General features: G+C 71.2%; 17 protein-coding genes. 9 read left to right on the plus strand and 8 right to left on the minus strand.

All coding sequences use genetic code 11. The annotated features are described in order from the left end of the window. The first annotated feature begins 51 nt into the window (after nt 1-51). From pruA to OHB09_RS23770, 7 genes are all read left to right on the plus strand, one after another. Nucleotides 52-1,683, plus strand: coding sequence for an L-glutamate gamma-semialdehyde dehydrogenase (gene pruA / locus OHB09_RS23740; protein WP_328922506.1), 1,632 nt, complete (start codon nt 52-54; stop codon nt 1,681-1,683). A gap of 306 nt (nt 1,684-1,989) precedes the next feature. Continuing rightward, nucleotides 1,990-2,118: a hypothetical protein gene (locus OHB09_RS23745; RefSeq protein WP_006139646.1), complete on the plus strand. Its 129-nt coding sequence runs from the start codon at nt 1,990-1,992 to the stop codon at nt 2,116-2,118. A gap of 55 nt (nt 2,119-2,173) precedes the next feature. Further along, a complete protein-coding gene (locus OHB09_RS23750) occupies nt 2,174-3,217 on the plus strand; it encodes a 3-isopropylmalate dehydrogenase (RefSeq protein ID WP_093598448.1) in 1,044 nt (347 codons plus the stop codon). 288 nt (nt 3,218-3,505) lie between these two features. Further along, the gene (locus OHB09_RS23755) at nt 3,506-4,594 is read left to right on the plus strand and encodes a branched-chain amino acid aminotransferase (protein WP_006139643.1); all 1,089 of its coding nucleotides are present in this window, start codon (nt 3,506-3,508) and stop codon (nt 4,592-4,594) included. A 354-nt stretch (nt 4,595-4,948) separates the two neighbouring features. Further along, complete coding sequence (gene cimA / locus OHB09_RS23760) at nt 4,949-6,556, plus strand: citramalate synthase (RefSeq protein ID WP_093598423.1); 1,608 nt, start codon at nt 4,949-4,951, stop codon at nt 6,554-6,556. A gap of 289 nt (nt 6,557-6,845) precedes the next feature. Then, nucleotides 6,846-9,875 (plus strand): glycoside hydrolase family 3 protein, encoded by a 3,030-nt coding sequence (locus OHB09_RS23765; protein ID WP_328922507.1) that lies wholly within the window; start codon nt 6,846-6,848, stop codon nt 9,873-9,875. 134 nt (nt 9,876-10,009) lie between these two features. Beyond that, a complete protein-coding gene (locus OHB09_RS23770; protein ID WP_328728387.1) occupies nt 10,010-11,407 on the plus strand; it encodes a hypothetical protein in 1,398 nt (465 codons plus the stop codon). Nucleotides 11,408-11,496: 89 nt separating this feature from the next. Here the strand turns inward: OHB09_RS23770 and OHB09_RS23775 are convergent, their stop codons facing one another. Further along, complete coding sequence (locus OHB09_RS23775) at nt 11,497-12,105, minus strand: YceI family protein (protein WP_319352220.1); 609 nt, start codon at nt 12,103-12,105, stop codon at nt 11,497-11,499. Between the two features lie 379 nt (nt 12,106-12,484). Between OHB09_RS23775 and OHB09_RS23780 the strand changes: the two genes are divergently transcribed. Further along, nucleotides 12,485-14,080: an acyl-CoA carboxylase subunit beta gene (locus tag OHB09_RS23780; protein WP_006139636.1), complete on the plus strand. Its 1,596-nt coding sequence runs from the start codon at nt 12,485-12,487 to the stop codon at nt 14,078-14,080. A 35-nt stretch (nt 14,081-14,115) separates the two neighbouring features. Next, nucleotides 14,116-14,310: an acyl-CoA carboxylase subunit epsilon gene (locus tag OHB09_RS23785; RefSeq protein WP_006139635.1), complete on the plus strand. Its 195-nt coding sequence runs from the start codon at nt 14,116-14,118 to the stop codon at nt 14,308-14,310. A 103-nt stretch (nt 14,311-14,413) separates the two neighbouring features. Here OHB09_RS23785 and OHB09_RS23790 read toward each other — a convergent pair whose 3' ends face one another. The 7 genes from OHB09_RS23790 to OHB09_RS23820 form a co-directional block, all read right to left on the minus strand. Next, nucleotides 14,414-14,995 (minus strand): GTP-binding protein, encoded by a 582-nt coding sequence (locus OHB09_RS23790; protein ID WP_040894731.1) that lies wholly within the window; start codon nt 14,993-14,995, stop codon nt 14,414-14,416. Further along, nucleotides 14,976-15,545: a DUF742 domain-containing protein gene (locus OHB09_RS23795; protein ID WP_006139633.1), complete on the minus strand. Its 570-nt coding sequence runs from the start codon at nt 15,543-15,545 to the stop codon at nt 14,976-14,978. The genes OHB09_RS23790 and OHB09_RS23795 overlap by 20 nt, the downstream gene beginning before the upstream one ends. 97 nt (nt 15,546-15,642) lie before the next feature. Then, on the minus strand, nt 15,643-16,056 hold the full coding sequence (locus tag OHB09_RS23800; protein ID WP_004983065.1) for a roadblock/LC7 domain-containing protein: 414 nt from the start codon (nt 16,054-16,056) through the stop codon (nt 15,643-15,645). Between the two features lie 10 nt (nt 16,057-16,066). Continuing rightward, complete coding sequence (locus OHB09_RS23805; protein ID WP_328922508.1) at nt 16,067-19,411, minus strand: sensor histidine kinase; 3,345 nt, start codon at nt 19,409-19,411, stop codon at nt 16,067-16,069. A gap of 421 nt (nt 19,412-19,832) precedes the next feature. After that, the gene (locus OHB09_RS23810; protein ID WP_006139629.1) at nt 19,833-20,408 is read right to left on the minus strand and encodes a GTP-binding protein; all 576 of its coding nucleotides are present in this window, start codon (nt 20,406-20,408) and stop codon (nt 19,833-19,835) included. Further along, a complete protein-coding gene (locus OHB09_RS23815; RefSeq protein WP_006139628.1) occupies nt 20,389-20,787 on the minus strand; it encodes a DUF742 domain-containing protein in 399 nt (132 codons plus the stop codon). Before OHB09_RS23815 ends, OHB09_RS23810 begins: the two co-directional genes overlap by 20 nt. A 110-nt stretch (nt 20,788-20,897) precedes the next feature. Further along, on the minus strand, nt 20,898-21,311 hold the full coding sequence (locus OHB09_RS23820) for a roadblock/LC7 domain-containing protein (protein ID WP_030382516.1): 414 nt from the start codon (nt 21,309-21,311) through the stop codon (nt 20,898-20,900). Between the last annotated feature and the right edge of the window lie 7 nt (nt 21,312-21,318).

The raw sequence follows: 21,318 nt of genomic DNA on the forward strand, positions 1-21,318 counted from the left end.
CCCCGCCCCTTCCGCAACCACAAACCGCCCACACAAGGAGTTACGGAAACCATGGACGCTGTGACCCGGGTCCCCGCCCCCGTCAACGAGCCGGTGCACGGCTACGCCCCCGGTTCGCCCGAGCGGGCGCGGCTGGAGGTGGCCCTGAAGGACCTCGCCGAGAACCCCAGGGAGCTGCCCTGCACCATCGGCGGGAGCAAGCGGATGGGCGGCGGCGAGAGCTTCGACGTCGTCCAGCCCCATCATCACAAGGCCGTGCTCGGCACCTTCCGGCACGCCTCGCGCCAGGACGCGCAGGACGCCGTCGACGCGGCGCTCGCCGCCGCGCCCGGCTGGCGCGCGCTCTCCTTCGACGACCGCGCCGCGATCTTCCTGCGCGCCGCCGAACTGCTCGCCGGCCCCTGGCGCGAGAAGCTCGCCGCCGCGACGATGCTCGGGCAGTCCAAGACAGCCCAGCAGGCGGAGATCGACAGCCCCTGCGAGCTCGTCGACTTCTGGCGCTTCAACGTGCACTACGCGCGCGGCATCCTGGCCGAGCAGCCGCCGGCCAACTCCCCGGGCGTGTGGAACCGCATGGACCACCGCCCGCTGGAGGGTTTCGTCTACGCGATCACCCCGTTCAACTTCACCGCGATCGCCGGCAACCTGCCGACCGCGCCCGCGCTGATGGGCAACGTGGTGGTGTGGAAGCCCTCCCCGACGCAGACCCTCGCGGCCGTGCTGCTCATGGAACTGCTGGAGGAGGCGGGGCTCCCGGCGGGCGTCATCAACCTGCTCACCGGTGACGGCGTGGAGGTCTCCGAGGTGGCCCTGCACCACCGCGACCTGGCCGGCATCCACTTCACCGGCTCGACCCCGACCTTCCAGTACCTGTGGAAGACGGTCGGCGCCAACATCGAGAAGTACCGCACGTACCCGCGGCTCGTCGGCGAGACCGGCGGCAAGGACTTCGTCGTCGCGCACCCCTCGGCGGACCGCGCGGTGCTCAAGACCGCGCTGACCCGCGGGGCCTTCGAGTACCAGGGGCAGAAGTGCAGCGCGACCTCGCGCGCCTACATCCCCGCCTCGATCTGGAACGCCGGCTTCGAGGAGGAGTTCGCGGCCGAGGTCGACGGGCTCACCATGGGTGACGTCACGGACCTCTCCCACTTCCTCGGCGCGGTCATCGACGAGCGGTCCTTCGCCAAGAACAAGGCGGCGATCGACCGGGCGAAGCAGGACCCCTCCTGCACGATCGTGGCGGGCGGGACCTACGACGACTCCGTCGGGTACTTCGTCCGGCCGACCGTCATCGCGTGCACGGACCCCCAGAACGAGGTCTTCCGCACCGAGTACTTCGGCCCCGTGCTCGCGGTCCACGTGTACGAGGACGAGGCCTACGAGGACATGCTCACCCAGATGGAGTCCGTGTCGGACTACGCGCTGACCGGCTCGGTGATCGCGGGTGACCGCGCGGCGGCCGCCCACGCGATGGAGAAGCTGCGCTACGCGGCCGGCAACTTCTACATCAACGACAAGTCGACGGGCGCGGTCGTCGGCCAGCAGCCGTTCGGCGGCGGGCGCGCCTCCGGCACCAACGACAAGGCGGGCGCCCCGCAGAACCTCATGCGGTGGACCTCGACCCGGGCCATCAAGGAGACCCTGGTCCCGCCGACCGACTACGCGTACCCCCACATGGGCTGACCCCCCTCACCCGTCCGAGGGCGCCCCCACCGGGGCGCCCTCCGGCGTTTCCGCAGGTCGGAGCGGGTGAGGTCGAGGGGCCGTCTCAGATAGTAGGAAGCCCAAGTAATTGTGCAGACACCTGGCTTCCCGTCCCTTACTTTTGTAGGAGCCGAACGTCCCGCTCGACCGAGCGAATGGCGGCTGTGAGCCGTGCCCTAGGCAGGTGACCCCTGCGGCGCGCGTTCCCCGCTCCTTTTGGCGTCTCGTCGTTCTCCAGCTTTCCCACCGCTGGTTTCCCACCACTGGCTGAGGAGTCGATTTCCCATGGCCGAGACGACCGCCCGCCGCCGCGTCCGTCACCCCCGCACGAGTGACACCGACCGCAAGAACGCCGCCGCCGCCCTCCAGCGCGCCCTCGACCGCCGGGACAACGGCGGCCAGACGGGCCACTGAGTCCACACTCCGGACAGACCGTGTCACGCTCTAAGACATGGCGTACCGTGACGCCATGTCTCGCAGCATCAATCTCGCAGTCATTCCCGGTGACGGCATCGGCCAGGAGGTCGTGGCCGAAGGCCTCAAGGTGCTCTCCGCCGTCCTTCCGCAGGATGTGAAGCTGGAGACCAAGGAGTACGACTTCGGTGCCCGGCGCTACCACGCCACCGGTGAGACCCTCACCGACACCGACCTCGAGCAGCTCCAGGCCCACGACGCGATCCTGCTCGGCGCCATCGGCGACCCCTCGGTCCCCTCCGGCGTCCTGGAGCGCGGTTTCCTGCTCAAGCTCCGCTTCGCCTTCGACCACCACGTCAACCTGCGCCCCTCCAAGCTGCTCCCGGGCGTGCAGACCCCGCTCGCCGGCCAGCCGGAGATCGACTTCGTGGTCGTCCGCGAGGGCACCGAGGGCCCCTACACGGGCAACGGCGGCACCATCCGCAAGGGCACCCCCCAGGAGGTCGCCACCGAGGTCTCCGTCAACACGGCCTTCGGTGTCGAGCGGGTCGTGCGCGACGCCTTCGCCCGGGCGCAGGCCCGCCCGCGCAAGAAGCTCGCCCTCGTCCACAAGAACAACGTGCTCACCTTCGCGGGGCACCTGTGGACGAACGTCTTCAACAAGGTGGCCGAGGAGTTCCCCGAGGTCACCACCGAGTACATGCACGTGGACGCGGCGACGATCTACCTCGTCACGCAGCCCGAGCGCTTCGACGTGATCGTCACCGACAACCTCTTCGGCGACATCATCACCGACCTGGCCGCCGCCATCTCCGGCGGTATCGGGGTCGCCGCCTCCGGCAACATCAACCCGGGCGGCACCTACCCCTCCATGTTCGAGCCCGTGCACGGCTCCGCGCCCGACATCGCGGGCCAGGGCAAGGCCGACCCCTCGGCCACCGTGCTGTCCGTCGCCCTCCTGCTGCGCCACCTCGGTCACGAGGCCGAGGCCGCCCGCATCGAGGAGGCCGTCTCCGCCGACCTCGCGGAGCGCGTCGGAGGACCCGCCCGCAGCACCGCCGACATCGGCGACGCCCTCGTCGCCCGAGTAGCGGGCTGACCCCGCGCCGCTCACGCCACCCTGACCACAGGGACGAGAAGGCCGCCGGGTCGCATCCGCACCCGGCGGCTTTTCCATGCCCTCGCCGGGTGTCACCATCTATCCACCCTGGGCACACCCAAGGGCCGCAGTCACATCGTTTCGTCCCTTTCATCCACGGTCCTGCTCTTGCGATAATCGGACGCGGAGCCGCGGTATGAGGGAATGCTCGGACGTCCTACCAACCGCCACGCGCGGTGCGGACGTGAGCGCGGCCCGTCACACACGACCGGTGAAGGACAACCACTCATGACGACGCCCACGATCGAGCTCAAGCCCTCCGCCCACCCGCTGCCCGCCGCGCAGCGGGAGGCGGCCATGGCCAACCCCGGGTTCGGCCGCCACTTCACCGACCACATGGTGACCATCCGCTGGACCGAGGGACGGGGCTGGCACGACGCACAGCTCGTCCCCTACGGGCCGCTCTCGCTCGACCCCTCCACCCACGTGCTCCACTACGGCCAGGAGATCTTCGAGGGCCTCAAGGCCTACCGGCAGCCCGACGGCTCCGTCGCCCTCTTCCGGCCCGAGGCCAACGCCCGCCGGTTCCGCAACTCCGCCCGCCGCATGGCCATGGCCGAACTGCCCGAGGAGCTCTTCCTCGCCTCCCTCGACGCCCTGCTCTCCCAGGACGCGGCCTGGGTCCCGCCGCACGGCGGCGAGGAGTCGCTCTACCTGCGGCCGTTCATGTTCGCCACCGAGACCGGGCTCGGCGTCCACCCGGCCAACGAGTACCTGTACATGCTGATCGCCTCGCCCTCCGGCGCCTACTTCGCCGGCGGCGTCAAGCCGGTCACCATCTGGGTCTCCGAGGACCATGTGCGCGCCGTCCCCGGCGGCACCGGCGACGCCAAGACCGGCGGCAACTACGCCGCCTCGCTGCTGCCCCAGGCCGAGGCCGCCGCGCACGGCTGCGACCAGGTCGTCTACCTCGACGCGGTGACCCGCACCAAGGTCGAGGAGTCCGGCAGCATGAACATCGCCTTCGTCTACGGCGACCGCATCGTCACCCCCGCGCTGACCGGCTCCATCCTGGAGGGCATCACCCGCGACTCCCTCCTGCAGGTGGCCCGGGACCTCGGCTACACCGCCGAGGAGGGCGTCGTCACCCTCCAGCAGTGGCGCGAGGACGCCGCCTCCGGCGCCCTCACCGAGGTCTTCGCCTGCGGCACCGCCGCCGTCGTCACCCCGATCGGCACCGTCCGCACCAAGAGCGGCGAGTGGACCCACGGCGACGGCACCCCCGGCACCGTCACCGCCCGGCTCCGCGAGGCCCTGCTCAGCCTGCAGCGCGGCGTCACCGAGGACGCCCACGGCTGGATGCGCCGCATCGGCTGAACCGGCCCGGCCCCGACGGGTCCCGCCTCCCCGCGGGCGGGACCCGGTCCCACGCGCGCCCGCATCCTGAGACGGCCGTGGGGCCCGGGGCCGGACTGTGCCAAAATGCCCCCGTGCTCTCGTTCGCCATGATTATTGGCAGCAGGCGCGCCGGTCCGCAGTGACCGTCTCGTACGACCAGGTACGGGCGGACACCGTCGTCCTCGACCCGCGCGCAGACCTCTCGCACCCGCGAGGGGTTTTTCGTTTTTCCCGGCCCACCGCATGCCGGGGGGAGAGCGCGAGGGACCCTGGAGGACGGCGGAACCGGTCAATCCGGAACAGACCGAGATCCAGTACAGGAGCCTTGACACCATGACGACGGAACCCAGCGAGCTCGACGACTCCTTCCACGTCTTCGACACCACCCTGCGCGACGGCGCGCAGCGCGAGGGCATCAACCTCACCGTCGCGGACAAGCTGGCCATCGCACGGCACCTGGACGACTTCGGCGTCGGCTTCATCGAGGGCGGCTGGCCCGGCGCCAACCCCCGGGACACCGAGTTCTTCGCCCGCGCCCGGCAGGAGATCGACTTCCGGCACGCCCGGCTCGTCGCCTTCGGCGCCACCCGCCGCGCCGGTGCCAAGGCCGCCGAGGACCCCCAGGTCAAGGCGCTGCTGGACTCCGGCGCCGAGGTCATCACCCTGGTCGCCAAATCGCACGACCGGCACGTCGAACTCGCCCTGCGCACCACCCTCGACGAGAACCTCGCCATGGTGAGCGACACCGTCTCCCACCTGCGTTCCGAGGGCCGCCGCGTCTTCGTCGACTGCGAGCACTTCTTCGACGGGTACCGCGCCAACCCCGAGTACGCCAAGGCCGTCGTACGGGCCGCCGCCGAGGCCGGCGCCGACGTCGTCGTCCTGTGCGACACCAACGGCGGCATGCTCCCCGCGCAGATCCAGGCCGTGGTCACCACCGTCCTCGCCGACACCGGCGCCCGCCTCGGCATCCACGCCCAGGACGACACCGGGTGCGCGGTCGCCAACACCCTCGCCGCCGTCGACGCGGGCGCCACCCACGTCCAGTGCACCGCCAACGGCTACGGCGAGCGCGTCGGCAACGCCAACCTGTTCCCGGTCGTCGCCGCGCTGGAGCTGAAGTACGGCAAGAAGGTCCTGCCCGAGGGCAGGCTGCGCGAGACCACCCGGATCTCCCACGCCATCGCCGAGGTCGTCAACCTCACGCCCTCCACCCACCAGCCCTACGTCGGCGTCTCCGCCTTCGCCCACAAGGCCGGACTGCACGCCTCCGCCATCAAGGTCGACCCCGACCTGTACCAGCACATCGACCCCGAGCAGGTCGGCAACACCATGCGGATGCTGGTCTCGGACATGGCGGGCCGCGCCTCGATCGAGCTCAAGGGCAAGGAGCTCGGCATCGACCTCGGCGGCGACCGCGAACTGGTCGGCCGCGTCGTCGAGCGGGTCAAGGAGCGCGAACTCGAGGGCTACACCTACGAGGCGGCCGACGCCTCCTTCGAACTCCTGCTGCGCGAGGAGGTCGCCGGCAAGCCGCTGCGGTACTTCCGCACCGAGTCCTGGCGGGCCATCGTCGAGGACCGCCCCGACGGCACCCACGCCAACGAGGCCACGGTGAAGATGTGGGCCAAGAGCGAGCGCATCGTCGCCACCGCGGAGGGCAACGGCCCCGTCAACGCGCTGGACCGGGCGCTCAGGGTGGCCCTGGAGCGGTTCTACCCCCAGCTCGCCGCCCTGGAGCTCGTCGACTACAAGGTCCGCATCCTGGAGGGCAAGCACGGCACCAGCTCCACGACGCGCGTGCTGATCTCCACCTCGGACGGGGTGGGCGAGTGGGCGACGGTCGGTGTCGCGGAGAACGTCATCGCCGCGTCCTGGCAGGCCCTGGAGGACGCCTACACCTACGGCCTGCTGCGCGCCGGGGTCACCCCGGCCGAGTAGCGCGAGAACCCCGCGGCGCCCCGCGCGCCCCGCCCGGGCGGCCCCCGGCGGGATGCGCGGGGCGCCGCGCGCCGGGCCCCGCAGAACCCCCAACTCCGCTTTCCCGTAGGCCCCTTGGCTGTGCACCAGTTCCGTCCCGGTGTCTTGACGGGCCGGACGCGCCCCGCTTTTACTCACGCCGTGATCTAAGTCCGCCGTGATCCAAGTCCGAGAGCACACGAGGGACCCCGGGGGCTCACGGAAGGATCCGGGAGCCCGAAGGGCCCTCCCAGAGCCAAGGGGAAGGTCCATGCGAAGAACCGCCCTGCTCGCCTCCGCGACGCTGCTCACCGCACTCCTCCCGCTCGGCGCCGCGCGCGCGGCCGCCGCAGCCGACGATCCCGCCCCGGTCCCCGTCGACCGCTTCGAGGGCGAGGTCCCCTTCGCCGCCCAGCCGGCCGAGGGCATCTTCACCTGGGGCGGCGACGCCGACGACCCGCCCACGCTCGCGCTGACCGCCCGCGCCGACGCCCCGGAGGGCGAGAAGGTCCTCACCGGCAGCTACGACATCTCCGGCTACGGCGGCTTCACCCACGACTTCGCCGCCGACCGGCCGGCCCACGACTGGTCCGCGCACCGGGGCGTCCGCCTGTGGTGGGAGGGCCGGAACACCGGCAAGAAGATCCCCTTCGAGATCAAGGACGGCGGGGCGAACGGCGAGGCCTCCGAACTGTGGACGACCTCCTTCGCCGACGACTTCACCGGCTGGAAGCGGATCGAGCTGCCCTTCACCGACTTCGCCTACCGCACCGACTACCAGCCCGTCGGCGGCATCGACCAGGTCCTGAACCTCACCGCGATGTGGGGCTACTCCCTCACCCTCCCCGTCGGTGTCCGGGGCGAGTTCGCCATGGACCACGTCGAGCTGTACGGGAAGGCCGACCCGTCGCTGCGCGCCTCGGTCACCACCGACGCCGCCGTGTACCCGGTGAAGGAGGGCGGCACGGCCGACGTCAGGGTCACGGTCGCCACCACCGGCGCGGCGCCCCTGGACGCGCCCGTGACCGTCGCGTACACCACCGACCGCTCCGGCAGCGCCACCGCGGGCAAGGACTACGCCCCGGCCGCCGGCACGCTCACCTTCCCGGCGGGCACCGCCTCGGGGACCACCCGCACCGTCCGCGTCCGCACCCTGAAGGACCGTTCCGCCGAGACGGCCGAGACGATCCCGCTGAAGCTCACGGTCACCGGCGCCAAGCCGCCCGCGGACACCCCGCAGGTCGTGCTCGACGCGCACGGACTGCCGTACCTCGACAAACGGCTGCCGGTCCGCAAGCGCGTCGCCGACCTCGTCTCGCGGATGTCCCTCGCCGAGAAGGCCGGCCAGATGACACAGGCCGAGCGCGGCGCGATGACCGCCCCCGGCGACATCGCCTCCTACGCCCTCGGCTCGCTGCTCTCCGGCGGCGGCTCCACCCCCACGCCCAACACCCCCGCGGCCTGGGCGAAGATGATCGACTCCTACCAGCTCCGCGCCCGGGCCACCCGCTTCCAGATCCCGCTGATCTACGGCGTCGACGCGGTCCACGGCCACAACAACCTGGCCGGCGCGACGGTCATGCCGCACAACATCGGCCTCGGCGCCTCCCGCGACCCCGCCCTCGCGGAGCGGACCGGCGAGGTGACCGCCGCCGAGGTCCGCGCCACCGGCGTCCCCTGGGACTTCGCCCCCTGCCTCTGCGTCTCCCGCGACGAACGCTGGGGCCGCGCCTACGAGTCCTTCGGCGAGGACCCCGCCCTGGTGACGTCCATGGAGACGGTGATCCGCGGCCTCCAGGGCCGCGCCGACGGCCGTGACCTCGACCGCGGCGACAAGGTGCTGGCCACCGCCAAGCACTTCGTCGGCGACGGCGGCACCGCCTACGGCTCCTCCACCACCGGCACGTACACCATCGACCAGGGCGTCACCGAGGTGACCCGCGCCGAACTGGAGGCGGTCCACCTCTCCCCGTACCGGACGGCCGTCGACCGCGGCATCGGCACGGTCATGCCCTCCTTCTCCTCGCTCGACGTCGTCGGCGACGGCCGGGGACCGGTGAAGATGCACGCCCGCGCCGACATGATCAACGGCGTGCTCAAGGACCGGATGGGCTTCGAGGGCTTCGTCATCAGCGACTGGGACGGCATCTACCAGCTCCCCGGCGACCGGGCGGCGCAGGTCCGCGCCTCCGTCAACGCGGGCGTGGACATGGCGATGGTGCCGTACTCCTACAAGGAGTTCACCGGCACGCTCCTCGACGAGGTGAAGGCCGGGCGCGTCAGCACGCGCCGCGTCGACGACGCCGTGTCCCGCATCCTCACGCAGAAGTTCAGGCTGGGCCTGTTCGAACACCCTTACGCCGACACGCGCGGAGCCTCCCGCATCGGGTCCGCCGCCCACCGCGCGGTGGCCCGCGAGGCGGCGGCCGAGTCGCAGGTGCTCCTGAAGAACGGCCACGGCCTGCTGCCGCTCTCCCGGCACCAGAAGGTGTACGTGGCCGGTTCCAACGCCGACGACCTCGGCAACCAGACCGGCGGCTGGACGATCACCTGGCAGGGCTCCTCCGGTGACATCACGAAGGGGACCACGATCCTGGAGGGCATGCGCGAGGCCGGCGGACGCGTCACCTACTCCAAGGACGCCTCGGCGTCCACGTCCGGCTACGACGTCGGTGTGGTCGTCGTCGGCGAGACCCCCTACGCCGAGGGCGTGGGCGACGTCGGCAACGGGCACGACCTGGAGCTGACGGCGGCCGACAGAGCGGCGGTCGACACGGTGTGCGGGGCGATGAAGTGCGTCGTCCTGGTCGTCTCCGGACGCCCGCAGCTCCTCGGCGACCTCCTCGGCCGGACCGACGCGCTGGTCGCCTCCTGGCTGCCGGGCACCGAGGGCGAAGGGGTCGCCGACGTCCTCTACGGGCGCCGTCCGTTCACCGGGCAACTGCCCGTGACCTGGCCGAAGTCCATGTCCCAGCTTCCGATCAACGTCGGCGACGCCGCCTACGACCCGCAGTTCCCCTTCGGCTGGGGGCTGAGGACCGGCACGAAGGTGCCGAAGGGCGGCCTCGACACACTGCGGGCGCTCTCGGCCACCGCGAAGGCGGCCGAGAGCGCGGGAGCCGACCGGCAGGGCCGCGAGGCGGTCGGCAAGGCCCGCCTGCTGGTGCAGCAGCGGATCGCCGCCACGCTGAACGAGGCCACCGCGAAGCCCTTCGCGGAGGCGGACCGCGCGCTGCTGCGCGGCCGGTACGGGGAGGCGCTGAGCGCCCTCACCCGCGCCTACCGCGCCGCCGGCAGGTAGCCGGGCCGTCCGGGCCGGCCCGCCGCAGAAGAGGGCGGGCCGGCCCGGACGGGGGCGGGCGGCGAGGGGGCGCCCGGACCGGGGCGCGCGGAAACGGTACGCACCTTTCGCCGCCTCGCGGGTACCCCGCACCCATGACCTCCGCACCGACCCGAGGCTCCCGCGCCCGGCTGGTGGCCGTCCTCGCGGCCGCCCTGGCGGTGCTCTTCACCGCCGCGCCGGGCGCCGGGGCCGCACCCACGGCCTCGCCCGCCAGCGACATCGCCACCGTCGCCGCCGCCCTGCGCGAGAGCCCCGTCTATGTGGATCCCGCCGCCTCCGACCAGCTCTCCGCGGCCCAGGCCCGCGACCTCGCGAACCGGATCGAGGAGGCGGACAAGCCCGTCTTCCTCGCCGTGCTGCCCGCAGGCTTCCCCACCCAGGACCTGTTCACCGACCTGCGCACCGCGACCGGCATCACCGGCCTCTACGGGGTCCGGCTCGGCGACCGCTTCGACGCCCGCGCCGACTCCTCCGTGCTGCCGCGGACCGCCGTGCGCAACCTGGTCGGCAGCGTCCAGGGCGAGGACGCGCCGGTCCAGCTCACCGAGTTCACGGACCGGGCACTGGCGAACATCGGCGGCCGCGCCCCGTCGAGCTGGGACGGCGGGGCCGGCCGCGGCGGCGACGCCTCCCCTACCGCGCTCATCGCCGTCGGCGCGGTGGTCGTGCTCGCGGGGGCGGGCGCCTACGCCGTCAGCCGCCGCAACCGCCGCCGGCGGGAGGAGGAGCAGCGGGCCGCGCTGGAGCGGCTTCGGGTGGTCGTCGACGAGGACATCACGGCCTTCGGCGAGGAACTCGACCGGCTCGACTTCCGGCCGGGCGAACCGGGCGCGGACGACCCGATGCGCGCCGACTACGGACAGGCGCTGGACGCGTACGAGCAGGCGAAGTCGGCGATGGCGGGGGCCCGGCGTCCGGAGGACGTGCGCGGGGTGACCGAGGCCCTGGAGAACGGCCGGTTCTCGCTGGCGCGGCTGGCCGCCCGGCGGGAGGGGCGGCCGCTGCCGGAGCGCCGGCCGCCGTGCTTCTTCGACCCCCGGCACGGGCCCTCCGTGGAGGACGTGGAGTGGGTGCCCGCCGGGGGCACCCCCCGCCGGGTCCCGGTGTGCGCGGCGGACCGGGCGCGCCTCGCGGACGGGCGCGAGCCGGAGGTGCGGGAGGTGGAGACGGACCGGGGCCGCCGCCCGTACTGGGACGCGGGCCCGGCGTACGGGCCCTGGGCGGGCGGCTACTTCGGCGGCGGGCTGCTGCCGGGGCTGCTGGTCGGCACGATGCTCGGCGGCCTGATGTCGGGGCCGGGCTACGGGGCCTTCTACGGCGGCGGGTACGGCTACGCGGACGCCGGCCACGGGGACGGCTTCGGCGGGGGCTACGGGGGAGGTGACGTGTCCGGGTCGGACTTCGACCCGGGCGACTTCGGCGGCGGCTTCGGTGACGGCGGCGGATTCGGCGGGGGAGGGGACTTCGGCGGCGGGGGCGGCGACTTCTGACCTCCCCCCCCGCACGCCAGGGAGCCCGCCCTCCCCGGACGGGGAACGGAGGGCGGGCCCGGTGGAGGCGGGAGTGCGCGGGGCGCGGCTCAGGCCTGCTTGATCGCCGAGATGTCGAAGACCAGCTTGATCTTGTCCGAGACGAGCACGCCGCCGGTCTCCAGCGCCGCGTTCCACGTCAGACCCCACTCCGAGCGCAGGATCTCGGCCTTGCCCTCGAAGCCGACGCGCTCGTTGCCGAAGGGGTCCTTCGCGGCACCGTTGAACTCGAGGTCGATGGTGAGCGGCCGGGTCGTGCCGAGGATGGTGAGGTCACCGGTGATCCGGTAGTCGTCCCCGCCCGTGGCCTCCGCCCCGGTGGAGCGGAACGTCATCGTCGGGAACTCCTCGGTCTTGAAGAAGTCCGCGCTCTTGAGGTGCCCGTCGCGGTCGGCGGACCCGGTGTCGATGCTGTCCATCTTCACGTCGATCGTGGCCGTCGACTTCGTCGGGTCGCCCCCGTCGAGATGCAGCGTGCCCTCGAAGTCCTTGAAGCCGCCCTTGACGTTGGTGACCATCGCGTGCCGGGCCGTGAAGCCGATGGTCGAGTGGGCGGGGTCGATGACGTACTCGCCGGTCAGTGCCGCCAGGTCCGGGCTCACCGCGGTGGTGCCCGCGGCGGAGGCGGTCTCGTCGTTGCTGCGGCCGAAGATGCCCATGGCGCACTCCTCTTGTCGGGGTTTGGTTGAAGGTTTAACTAAGTACGGTCTTCACCGTAGCCCCATTCTGTTAAACCTTCAACATCGCCGGGGCCGTTTCCGCCAAGTCGCCGGGGACTCCGTACGATCGGTCCCGTCCTCGCCGCCCGTGCCTCCGGTCGGGCGTCGCCCGTCACTCCGCCGAGGGCATGCGCGGACACCGAATGTGAGCACCCTCTCCCCGCCTTCCTTTGTGCGCCCCCCACAAGTCCCGACCCCTGTGAGCAGTCGAAACGGCTGCATCCCGGCAGGGTTCTGTTCAGTGGCACCAGGAAAACGCCCCGGAGACTGTACGGAGTCGACGGCTCGCTTTCGCCCGTCGGCTTCGTAAGGTCACTACATGACCGTTTTGGAAGAGACGACGGGCGAACCCACCGGCGAACCTGCGGATGCCCGCGGCCGGGTCGCCGAGCTGCACGAGATCCGTGCGCAGGCGCTGGCGGGCCCCAGCGAGAAGGCGACCGAGGCGCAGCACGCCAAGGGCAAGCTGACCGCACGGGAGCGCATCGAGCTGCTGGTGGACCCCGGTTCCTTCCAGGAGGTCGAGCAGCTCCGCAGGCACCGGGCCACCGGGTTCGGCCTGGAGGCCAAGAAGCCGTACACCGACGGTGTCATCACCGGCTGGGGCACGGTGGAGGGCCGCACGGTCTTCGTCTACGCCCACGACTTCCGCATCTTCGGCGGCGCCCTGGGCGAGGCTCACGCCACGAAGATCCACAAGATCATGGACATGGCCATCGCGGCCGGTGCCCCGCTGGTCTCCCTCAACGACGGCGCCGGCGCACGCATCCAGGAGGGCGTCAGCGCCCTCGCCGGCTACGGCGGCATCTTCCAGCGCAACACCAAGGCCTCCGGCGTCATCCCGCAGATCAGCGTGATGCTCGGCCCCTGCGCGGGCGGCGCGGCCTACAGCCCGGCGCTCACGGACTTCGTGTTCATGGTCCGCGACACCTCGCAGATGTTCATCACGGGACCCGACGTCGTCAAGGCCGTCACCGGCGAGGAGATCACCCAGAACGGCCTCGGCGGCGCCGACGTGCACGCCGAGACCTCCGGCGTCTGCCACTTCGCGTACGACGACGAGGAGACGTGCATCGCCGAGGTGCGCTACCTCCTCTCGCTGCTCCCGCAGAACAACCGCGAGAACCCGCCGCGCACCGAGTGCTCCGACCCGGCCGACCGTCGCTCCGAGGTCCTGCTCGACCTGGTCCCGGCCGACGGCAACCGGCCCTACGACATGACCAAGGTCATCGAGGAGATCGTCGACGACGGCGAGTACCTGGAGGTCCACGAGCGCTGGGCGCGGAACATCATCTGCGCGCTGGCCCGGCTCGACGGCCAGGTCGTCGGCATCATCGCCAACCAGCCGCAGGTGCTGGCGGGCGTGCTGGACATCGAGGCGAGCGAAAAAGCTGCGCGCTTCGTGCAGATGTGTGACGCTTTCAATGTCCCGATCATGACCCTCCTGGACGTCCCGGGCTTCCTGCCCGGCGTCGACCAGGAACACGGCGGCATCATCCGGCACGGGGCGAAGCTGCTGTACGCCTACTGCAACGCCACCGTGCCGCGGATCTCCCTGATCCTGCGCAAGGCGTACGGAGGCGCGTACATCGTCATGGACAGTCAGTCCATCGGTGCCGACCTCACGTACGCGTGGCCGACCAACGAGATCGCGGTGATGGGCGCCGAGGGCGCCGCCAACGTCATCTTCCGCCGGCAGATCGCCGGGGCGGAGGACCCCGACGCCATGCGGGCACGCATGGTGAAGGAGTACAAGTCCGAGCTGATGCACCCCTACTACGCGGCCGAGCGCGGCCTGGTCGACGACGTCATCGACCCGGCCGAGACCCGCGAGGTGCTCATCAAGTCCCTGGCGATGCTGGCGAGCAAGCACGCCGACCTGCCGTCCCGCAAGCACGGCAACCCGCCGCAGTAACACTGCGGACACCTTCCTCACGGAGACTGACACCCATGAACGTTCCTGACATCCGCGTCGAGAAGGGGCACGCCGGGCCCGAGGAAGTCGCGGCGATCACGGCGGTCCTGCTGGCCCGGGCGGCCGCCCGGCAGGAGGCCCCGGCACCCGGTCACCGCGGGCGTGCGCGGGCCGGCTGGCGCCGCCTCGAGCGCGAGAACGGCTTCCGCGCCCCGCACAGCTGGCGCTGAGCGCCGCACCAGACAGCAGAAGGGCCCCTCCGCGTGCTGCGGAGGGGCCCTTCCGTCGTACCCGCGTGGTGCCCGCGCCCCGGAGGGCGCGGGCCACCGCGTGCTACCTCAGCCGTGCCATCAGCGCGTGCTCGACGAGCGTGATGAGCGTCGACTTGGCGTCGGCGCGGTGTCGGGCGTCGGTGGTGATGATGGGGGCGTCGGGGCCGATCTGGAGGGCCTCGCGGACTTCTTCGGGGTTGTAGGGCTGTTGTCCGTCGAAGCCGTTGAGGGCGATGACGAAGGGCAGTCCGGAGTTCTCGAAGTAGTCGACGGCGGGGAAGCAGTCGGCGAGGCGGCGGGTGTCCACGAGCACCACGGCGCCGATCGCGCCGCGCACGAGGTCGTCCCACATGAACCAGAAGCGGTCCTGGCCCGGGGTGCCGAACAGGTACAGGATCAGGTCCTGGTCGAGCGTGATACGGCCGAAGTCCATGGCCACCGTCGTGGTGGTCTTGTCCCCGGTGTGGGTGAGGTCGTCGATGCCGGCCGAAGCGGACGTCATGACGGCCTCTGTGCGCAGCGGGTTGATCTCCGAGACGGCGCCGACGAACGTGGTCTTGCCCACGCCGAAACCGCCCGCCACCACGATCTTCGCGGACGTGGTGGAGCGGGAAGGCCCTCCGCTAGAGCTTGCGAAGTCCACTGAGCACCCTTTCGAGCAAAGTCACGTCTGGCTGTCCGCCGGCGCTCTCGTCGCCGCCGGGCTGATGAATGGCGACCAGGCCCGCTTCCGCCAAGTCGGCGACAAGGATCCTGGCCACACCGAGAGGAATCGTCAGAAGAGCCGAGATCTCGGCGACCGACTTGATTTCCCGGCAGAGCTGGCAGATCCGCTGATGCTCGGGCAACTGGCCCTGCATCTGGTGCGGCTGCGCGGTGGTGTGCACCAGCGCCTCGATGGCGAGCTGGTAACGGGGCCTGGTGCGACCGCCCGTCATGGCGTACGGGCGCACCAGGGGGTTCGACGCCCCCGAGGGCGCCGGCTCGGGAGTGCGCCGCTGCGGCTGCACGGGCTGGATGCGCGGTGCCGAGGGCTGGTCGTACGGCGACGGCCCGGGGCCCTGCGGCGGGTACGGCGAACCGTGCCGGGGGGTGGAGGGAAAGTCGTACCGCTGCCCCGAGCCGTCGCCCCGGCCCTGCGGGGGGCCGTACGACCAGCTGTTGGTAGGCGAATCGCCTGGGGGTGTAGTCACGTTCTCTCCTCCTCCGACTGTGCCGGGCACCCGACCCTGTGGAAGCCGCGTCCCGAAACCTTACGGCGCCGGGACGCCAAGACGCACGGTCCGTTGGTCAGTTGAGAAGGCTCCCCTGGAGCTCCGCACGGAGATCGGGTGTCAGCACCGTACCGGCACGGTCCACCAGAAGGGCCATCTCGTACCCGATGAGGCCGATGTCCGCCTCCGGGTGTGCGAGAACCGCGAGGGAGGAGCCGTCGGAGATGGACATGATGAACAGGAATCCCCGCTCCATCTCCACAACCGTCTGATTCACGCTGCCGCCCTCGAAGATGCGCGAGGCACCCGCGGTCAACGAGGTCAGACCCGATGCGACGGCCGCCAGCTGGTCGGCGCGGTCGCGGGGAAAACCTTCGGACATCGCCAGAAGGAGTCCGTCGGCGGAGACCACCACCGTGTGGGACACCCCCGGGGTGTTGTCCACGAAGTTGGTGATCAACCAGTTCAGGTTCTGTGCCGCCTGGCTCATCGGGCTCACACTAACGCTCCTGGTTGTAGGTGCTGTCAGGACCACTGTGCTCATTCCTTGTGGCCTGGCCGTTCTTGTCACTTCCTGCGCTGCGTCCCCGCTGGACGCCCTGGCGCAGGTTGCTCAGCCTGCCCCGTACGTCCTCGGGGGCGCGGGAGACCTGTGGGCCCCCCTGCTCGGTGGGTTCCGCGGCGCCCTCCATGAGGTTCGCCTTGGGGACCCGGCGCGGCAGACCGGAGGCGGTCACCCCGCCCGCCTTGGGCTTGCGGAGCTGGGAGGCGTGCTGCCAGCGCTCGTCGTTGGCCGAGCGCCATTCGCCGCCCGGTTCCGCCGGCGCCGCCGGAGGTTCGGGTGCCGCCGCCCGCTGCCGTGCCCCGGCGCCGTCGACACCGCCCGCGGTGCTCCCGCGGCGGGGCAGTCCGGCGTCGGTCAGCTGATGGCCGGCGGTGGGGGCCGGCCCCGGACGGTCGAAGCCTACGCGGTCGGACTCGCCCACGTCAGCGGCCTGCGAGGATTCCGTTTCCGGAGCGTACTCGGAGCGATATCCGCCCGGGTACTCCTCCTGCTTCGGCCACTCCTCCTGGTAGGCCCCGCCGGCGGGTCCCGCGTGCGTCTCGGGGGCCCCGGGTCCGGCCGGTGCCTGCGCCTCCTGGGTGGGCTCCGCATACGCCGGCCCGGAGTAGCCCCCGGCGGCCGGGAAGTCCCCGCCTCCCGAGGGTGCCGAGTCCGGCGCGAAGTAGGTCTCGCCGTACGCGGGCTGCTGCGGCTGCTCGTACGCACCCTGGCGGTCGTAGCCCGGCTGCGGCTGCTCGTAGCCCGTGGCCGGGTCGACGTAGCCCTGCCCCGTCCCGTACGCCGCCGGCGTCTCCGGGTAGGCACCGCCCTGCGCGTCCTGGCCGCCCTGACCGTCCTCGTAGGCGGACTGCTGCTGGGCCTCGTACTGCGCGGCGAAGTCGTCCTGGTAGGGCTGCTGCGCCCGGTCGTGCTCGGGGGTCTGTGCCGCGGGCTCGCTCTGGGCCTGCGCCTCCAGCGCGGCACGGCGTTCGCCGCGCGCCAGGGAGCGGCCCACCGGGTCCAGCTCGCGGATGTCGTCCGGCACCGACTCGTAACGGCTGTCGTCGAAGCCCAGCTCGGCCGCGGTGCGCAGCGGCGGGCCCTCGAAGCTCTCGCCCGGGAAGGGCTGCTCGGGGATGAGCTGGGAGACGGTGAAGTCGTCGCCGCCCGGCTGCGCGGTCTCGCCGCCACCGCCGTGCGTGATCGCGTCCGGCAGCATGACCAGCGAGGTGGTGCCGGCCTGCTCGCCGGAGGGGCGGAGCTGGACCCGGATGCCGTGCCGGTCGGCGAGCCGGCCGACCACGAACAGGCCCATGCGCTGGGAGATCGCCACGTCCACGGTCGGCGGGTTGGCCAGCTTGTGGTTGATGTCGGCGAAGTCCTCGGCGGTCAGGCCGATGCCCTTGTCGTGGATCTCGGTCATGATCCGGCCGTCGGGCAGCCGCGTCGCGGTCACCCGGACCTTGGTCTGCGGGGAGGAGAACGTGGTGGCGTTCTCCAGCAGCTCGGCGAGCAGGTGCACCAGGTCGGTCACCGCGCGGCCGTGGATCTCGGCCTCGGGGACACCGGACAGCTCGATGCGCTCGTACTGCTCCACCTCGGAGGAGGCGGCGCGCAGCACGTCGACCAGCGGGACCGGCTGGTCCCAGCGGCGGCCGGGCTCCTCGCCGGCGAGGACGAGGAGGTTCTCGCCGTTGCGCCGCATGCGGGTGGCCAGGTGGTCGAGCCGGAAGAGGGCCTCGAGCTGGTCGGGGTCGGCCTCGTTGTTCTCCAGGTCGGTGATCAGGGTCAGCTGGCCCTCGATCAGCGACTGGTTGCGGCGCGAGAGGTTCGTGAAGATCGCGTTGATGTTGCCCCGCAGCAGGGCCTGCTCGGCGGCGAGCCGCACGGCCTCGCGGTGCACCTGGTCGAAGGCGCGGGCGACCTCGCCGATCTCGTCCGTCGTGGTGATCGGGATGGGCGCGACCCGGGTGTCGACCCGTCCGGGGTCGGTCCGCGAGAGCTGGTCGACCAGCATCGGCAGGCGCTGCTCCGCCACGCTGAACGCGGCGTTGCGCAGTCGGCGCATCGAGCGGCTCATCTGCCGGGCCATGATTCCGGCCAGCAGGAACGCGGCCAGGAGGGCGATGACCACGATGCCGCCGGTGAGGAACGCGTCCTGCTTGGCGTCGTCCGCGATGTCGGAGGCGTCCGAGACCGCGTTGTCCGCGAGGTCCGACTCGATCTTGCGGTAGGCGTCGTACCTGAGGGTGTTGACCCCCCACCAGTTCTGCGCGGTGATGCCCTTGGCGGCGAGTCCGGCGCGGGTGGACTGGTCGGTATCGGGCAGCGTGGCCAGCGCCGAGACCATCTTGTCGGGGTCGGCGGGCGGCGGTACGTAGGTCTCGCCACTGCCCTGGGCCGCCTCGGCGGCCTTCTTGGCCTGCTCCTGCCCGTCCGCCTTCAGCTGCGTCTTCGCGGCGTCGAGCTTGGCGGCGTCCTGCTCGGTGCCGCCGCCTATGTACTCCTCGACGGCGATGTTCTCGAGGTAGGCGTACGAGGACAGGGCCACCCGCTGTTTGCCCAGGCTGTCCTCGGAGGTGCCCGGCTTGAGCAGCAGGTGGGTGCCGATGGAACGCTCCAGCGAGAGCGCCGCCTTGGTCAGCGAGATGGCGTAGACGGTGCGGCCGTAGCTGGTGATGTTGCCGGTGCCGAGCCCGAGTTCGTTGGCGAACTCCATCAGCGGGTGCGCGACCTCGACATAGCCCTCCTCGGTCTGCACGCCGGTGAGCTTGGAGGTGTACGCGGCCTGGCGCAGCGGGACGAGTCCGGCCTCGGACTTGCGGAAAATGGCGAGCCGGCGTTCCAGGCCCGGCTTGTGCGGCATGCCCTTGGCCGCCTGGTCGAAGGCGTCGGCGGCCTTGTCCGTATTGGAGCGCACCTGGACGACGGTCGAGTCCTTGGCGCCCTTGCCCTGCAGCAGGGGAGCGGCGGAGACGTCCCGTTCCTGGTAGAGGGCGTCGGCGTAGCTGAGGGAGGCGCGCACCAGACGTGCGGTGCTCTCGGCGTCCCGGGCCTCGTTCCAGGTGTCGATCGAGCTCTTCACCTGGAAGCCGCCCATGACCAGGCCGACCCCCACGGGTATCAGCAGGATCGCGTTGAGCCTGGTGGGGACGCGCCAGTTCCGGGGGGAGAGACGGCCGCCGGCCTTGGGCGGCGTCGCGGAGTCCGCTCCGGAAGCCTGTGCGGATGCCGCTCCGCGCGGCGGCGGGGTGAAGTTGCCCCGTGCCGACGGCTCGGGACCGTTCTTGCTTCGCCTCACTCGACCAACAACCTCTCGGCGACGGCACCGACGTCGTGCCGCGGTGTCTCCAGAGCCCCGTCGATTCCTGAACCTCGACCTGTACGGACCTGTACGTCCTTGACTACTGGGCAGTTCAGGCATTCCAGCACGCGGAGCTCTGGTCTTCCAAACATCGGTAAGCAACGATTCCGAGTGATGTAAGGCTCAGATAAATCGGTCATAAAGAGCGAGCCCCGTCAAAAGACGGGGCCTTCGTGCGCGCAGTGAGACCGCGCGACCGCGACGCGTGTCGGCGCAGGCCGATTTCTACGTCGAAACGTTATGAACAACGGGGCCGACCGTGTCAAAGACCACAGCCGGCTCCGTCGCTTCTACGTCGACGCCTACGACAGGTGCCGTACGACGTGAGTGACTCACGTGCTCCGTTCGTCCGTGCCGGCTACCTCAGCCGTGCCATCAGCGCGTGCTCGACGAGCGTGATGAGCGTCGACTTGGCGTCGGCGCGGTGTCGGGCGTCGGTGGTGATGATGGGGGCGTCGGGGCCGATCTGGAGGGCCTCGCGGACTTCTTCGGGGTTGTAGGGCTGTTGTCCGTCGAAGCCGTTGAGGGCGATGACGAAGGGCAGTCCGGAGTTCTCGAAGTAGTCGACGGCGGGGAAGCAGTCGGCGAGGCGGCGGGTGTCCACGAGCACCACGGCGCCGATCGCGCCGCGCACGAGGTCGTCCCACATGAACCAGAAGCGGTCCTGGCCCGGGGTGCCGAACAGGTACAGGATCAGGTCCTGGTCGAGCGTGATACGGCCGAAGTCCATGGCCACCGTCGTGGTGGTCTTGTCCCCGGTGTGGGTCAGATCATCGATCCCCGCCGACGCGGAGGTCATGACGGCCTCCGTGCGCAACGGGTTGATCTCGGAGACGGCGCCGACGAACGTGGTCTTGCCCACGCCGAAGCCACCCGCCACCACGATCTTGGCGGAGGTCGTCGCGCGACCCCCGTCAGAGCTTGCGAAGTCCACTGAGCACCCTTTCGAGCAGCGTCACGTCCGGAGCGCCACCGGCGTTCTCGTCGCCACCGGGCTGGTGGATGGCGACAAGACCGGCCTCGGCGAGGTCCGCGACAAGAATCCGAGCAACACCCAGCGGCATGGACAGCAGCGCCGAGACCTCCGCGACCGACTTCACCTCACGGCAGAGGTGGCAGATCCGCTGGTGCTCCGGGAGCAGCCCCATGAGCTGAGCCGGGTCGGCCGTCGTGCTGATGAGCGCCTCGATGGCCAGCTGGTAACGCGGCCGCGTCCGGCCGCCGGTCATCGCGTACGGACGTACCAGCGGCTGGTCGCCCTCGTCCCCGTACGGCTCGGCGTACGGATCATGAGAGGCGGTGGGCGGGGTCATGGATCCTCCGGGCGGGACAGCAGGTCGGTCGGTCTTGCCGTCTGACGGGGCCGGTGGGGGGATTGTGGCGGCCGGACGGTGATTTGGTGAGGTGGGTGGTACCGGGCCGATCAGTGGAGCAGACTGCCTTGGAGTTCGGCGCGCAGATCGGGTGTGAGCACCGCGCCCGCACGGTCGACCAGCAGCGCCATCTCATAGCCGACGAGACCGATGTCGCACTCGGGGTGCGCGAGCACGGCCAGGGACGAGCCGTCGGAGATGGACATCAGGAAGAGGAAACCGCGCTCCATCTCCACGACGGTCTGCGCCACGTTGCCGCCCTCGAAGATCCGGGAGGCCCCGGCCGTCAGCGAGGTGAGGCCGGACGCGACGGCCGCGAGCTGGTCCGCGCGGTCCCGCGGGAAGCCTTCCGACATCGCCAGAAGGAGTCCGTCGGCGGACACGACGACGGTGTGGGACACCCCGGGGGTGTTGTCCACGAAGTTGGTGATCAACCAGTTGAGGTTCTGTGCCGCCTGGCTCATCGGGCTC

It is taken from the genome of Streptomyces griseoaurantiacus, assembly GCF_036189845.1.
GTDB classification, from domain to species: domain Bacteria; phylum Actinomycetota; class Actinomycetes; order Streptomycetales; family Streptomycetaceae; genus Streptomyces; species Streptomyces griseoaurantiacus.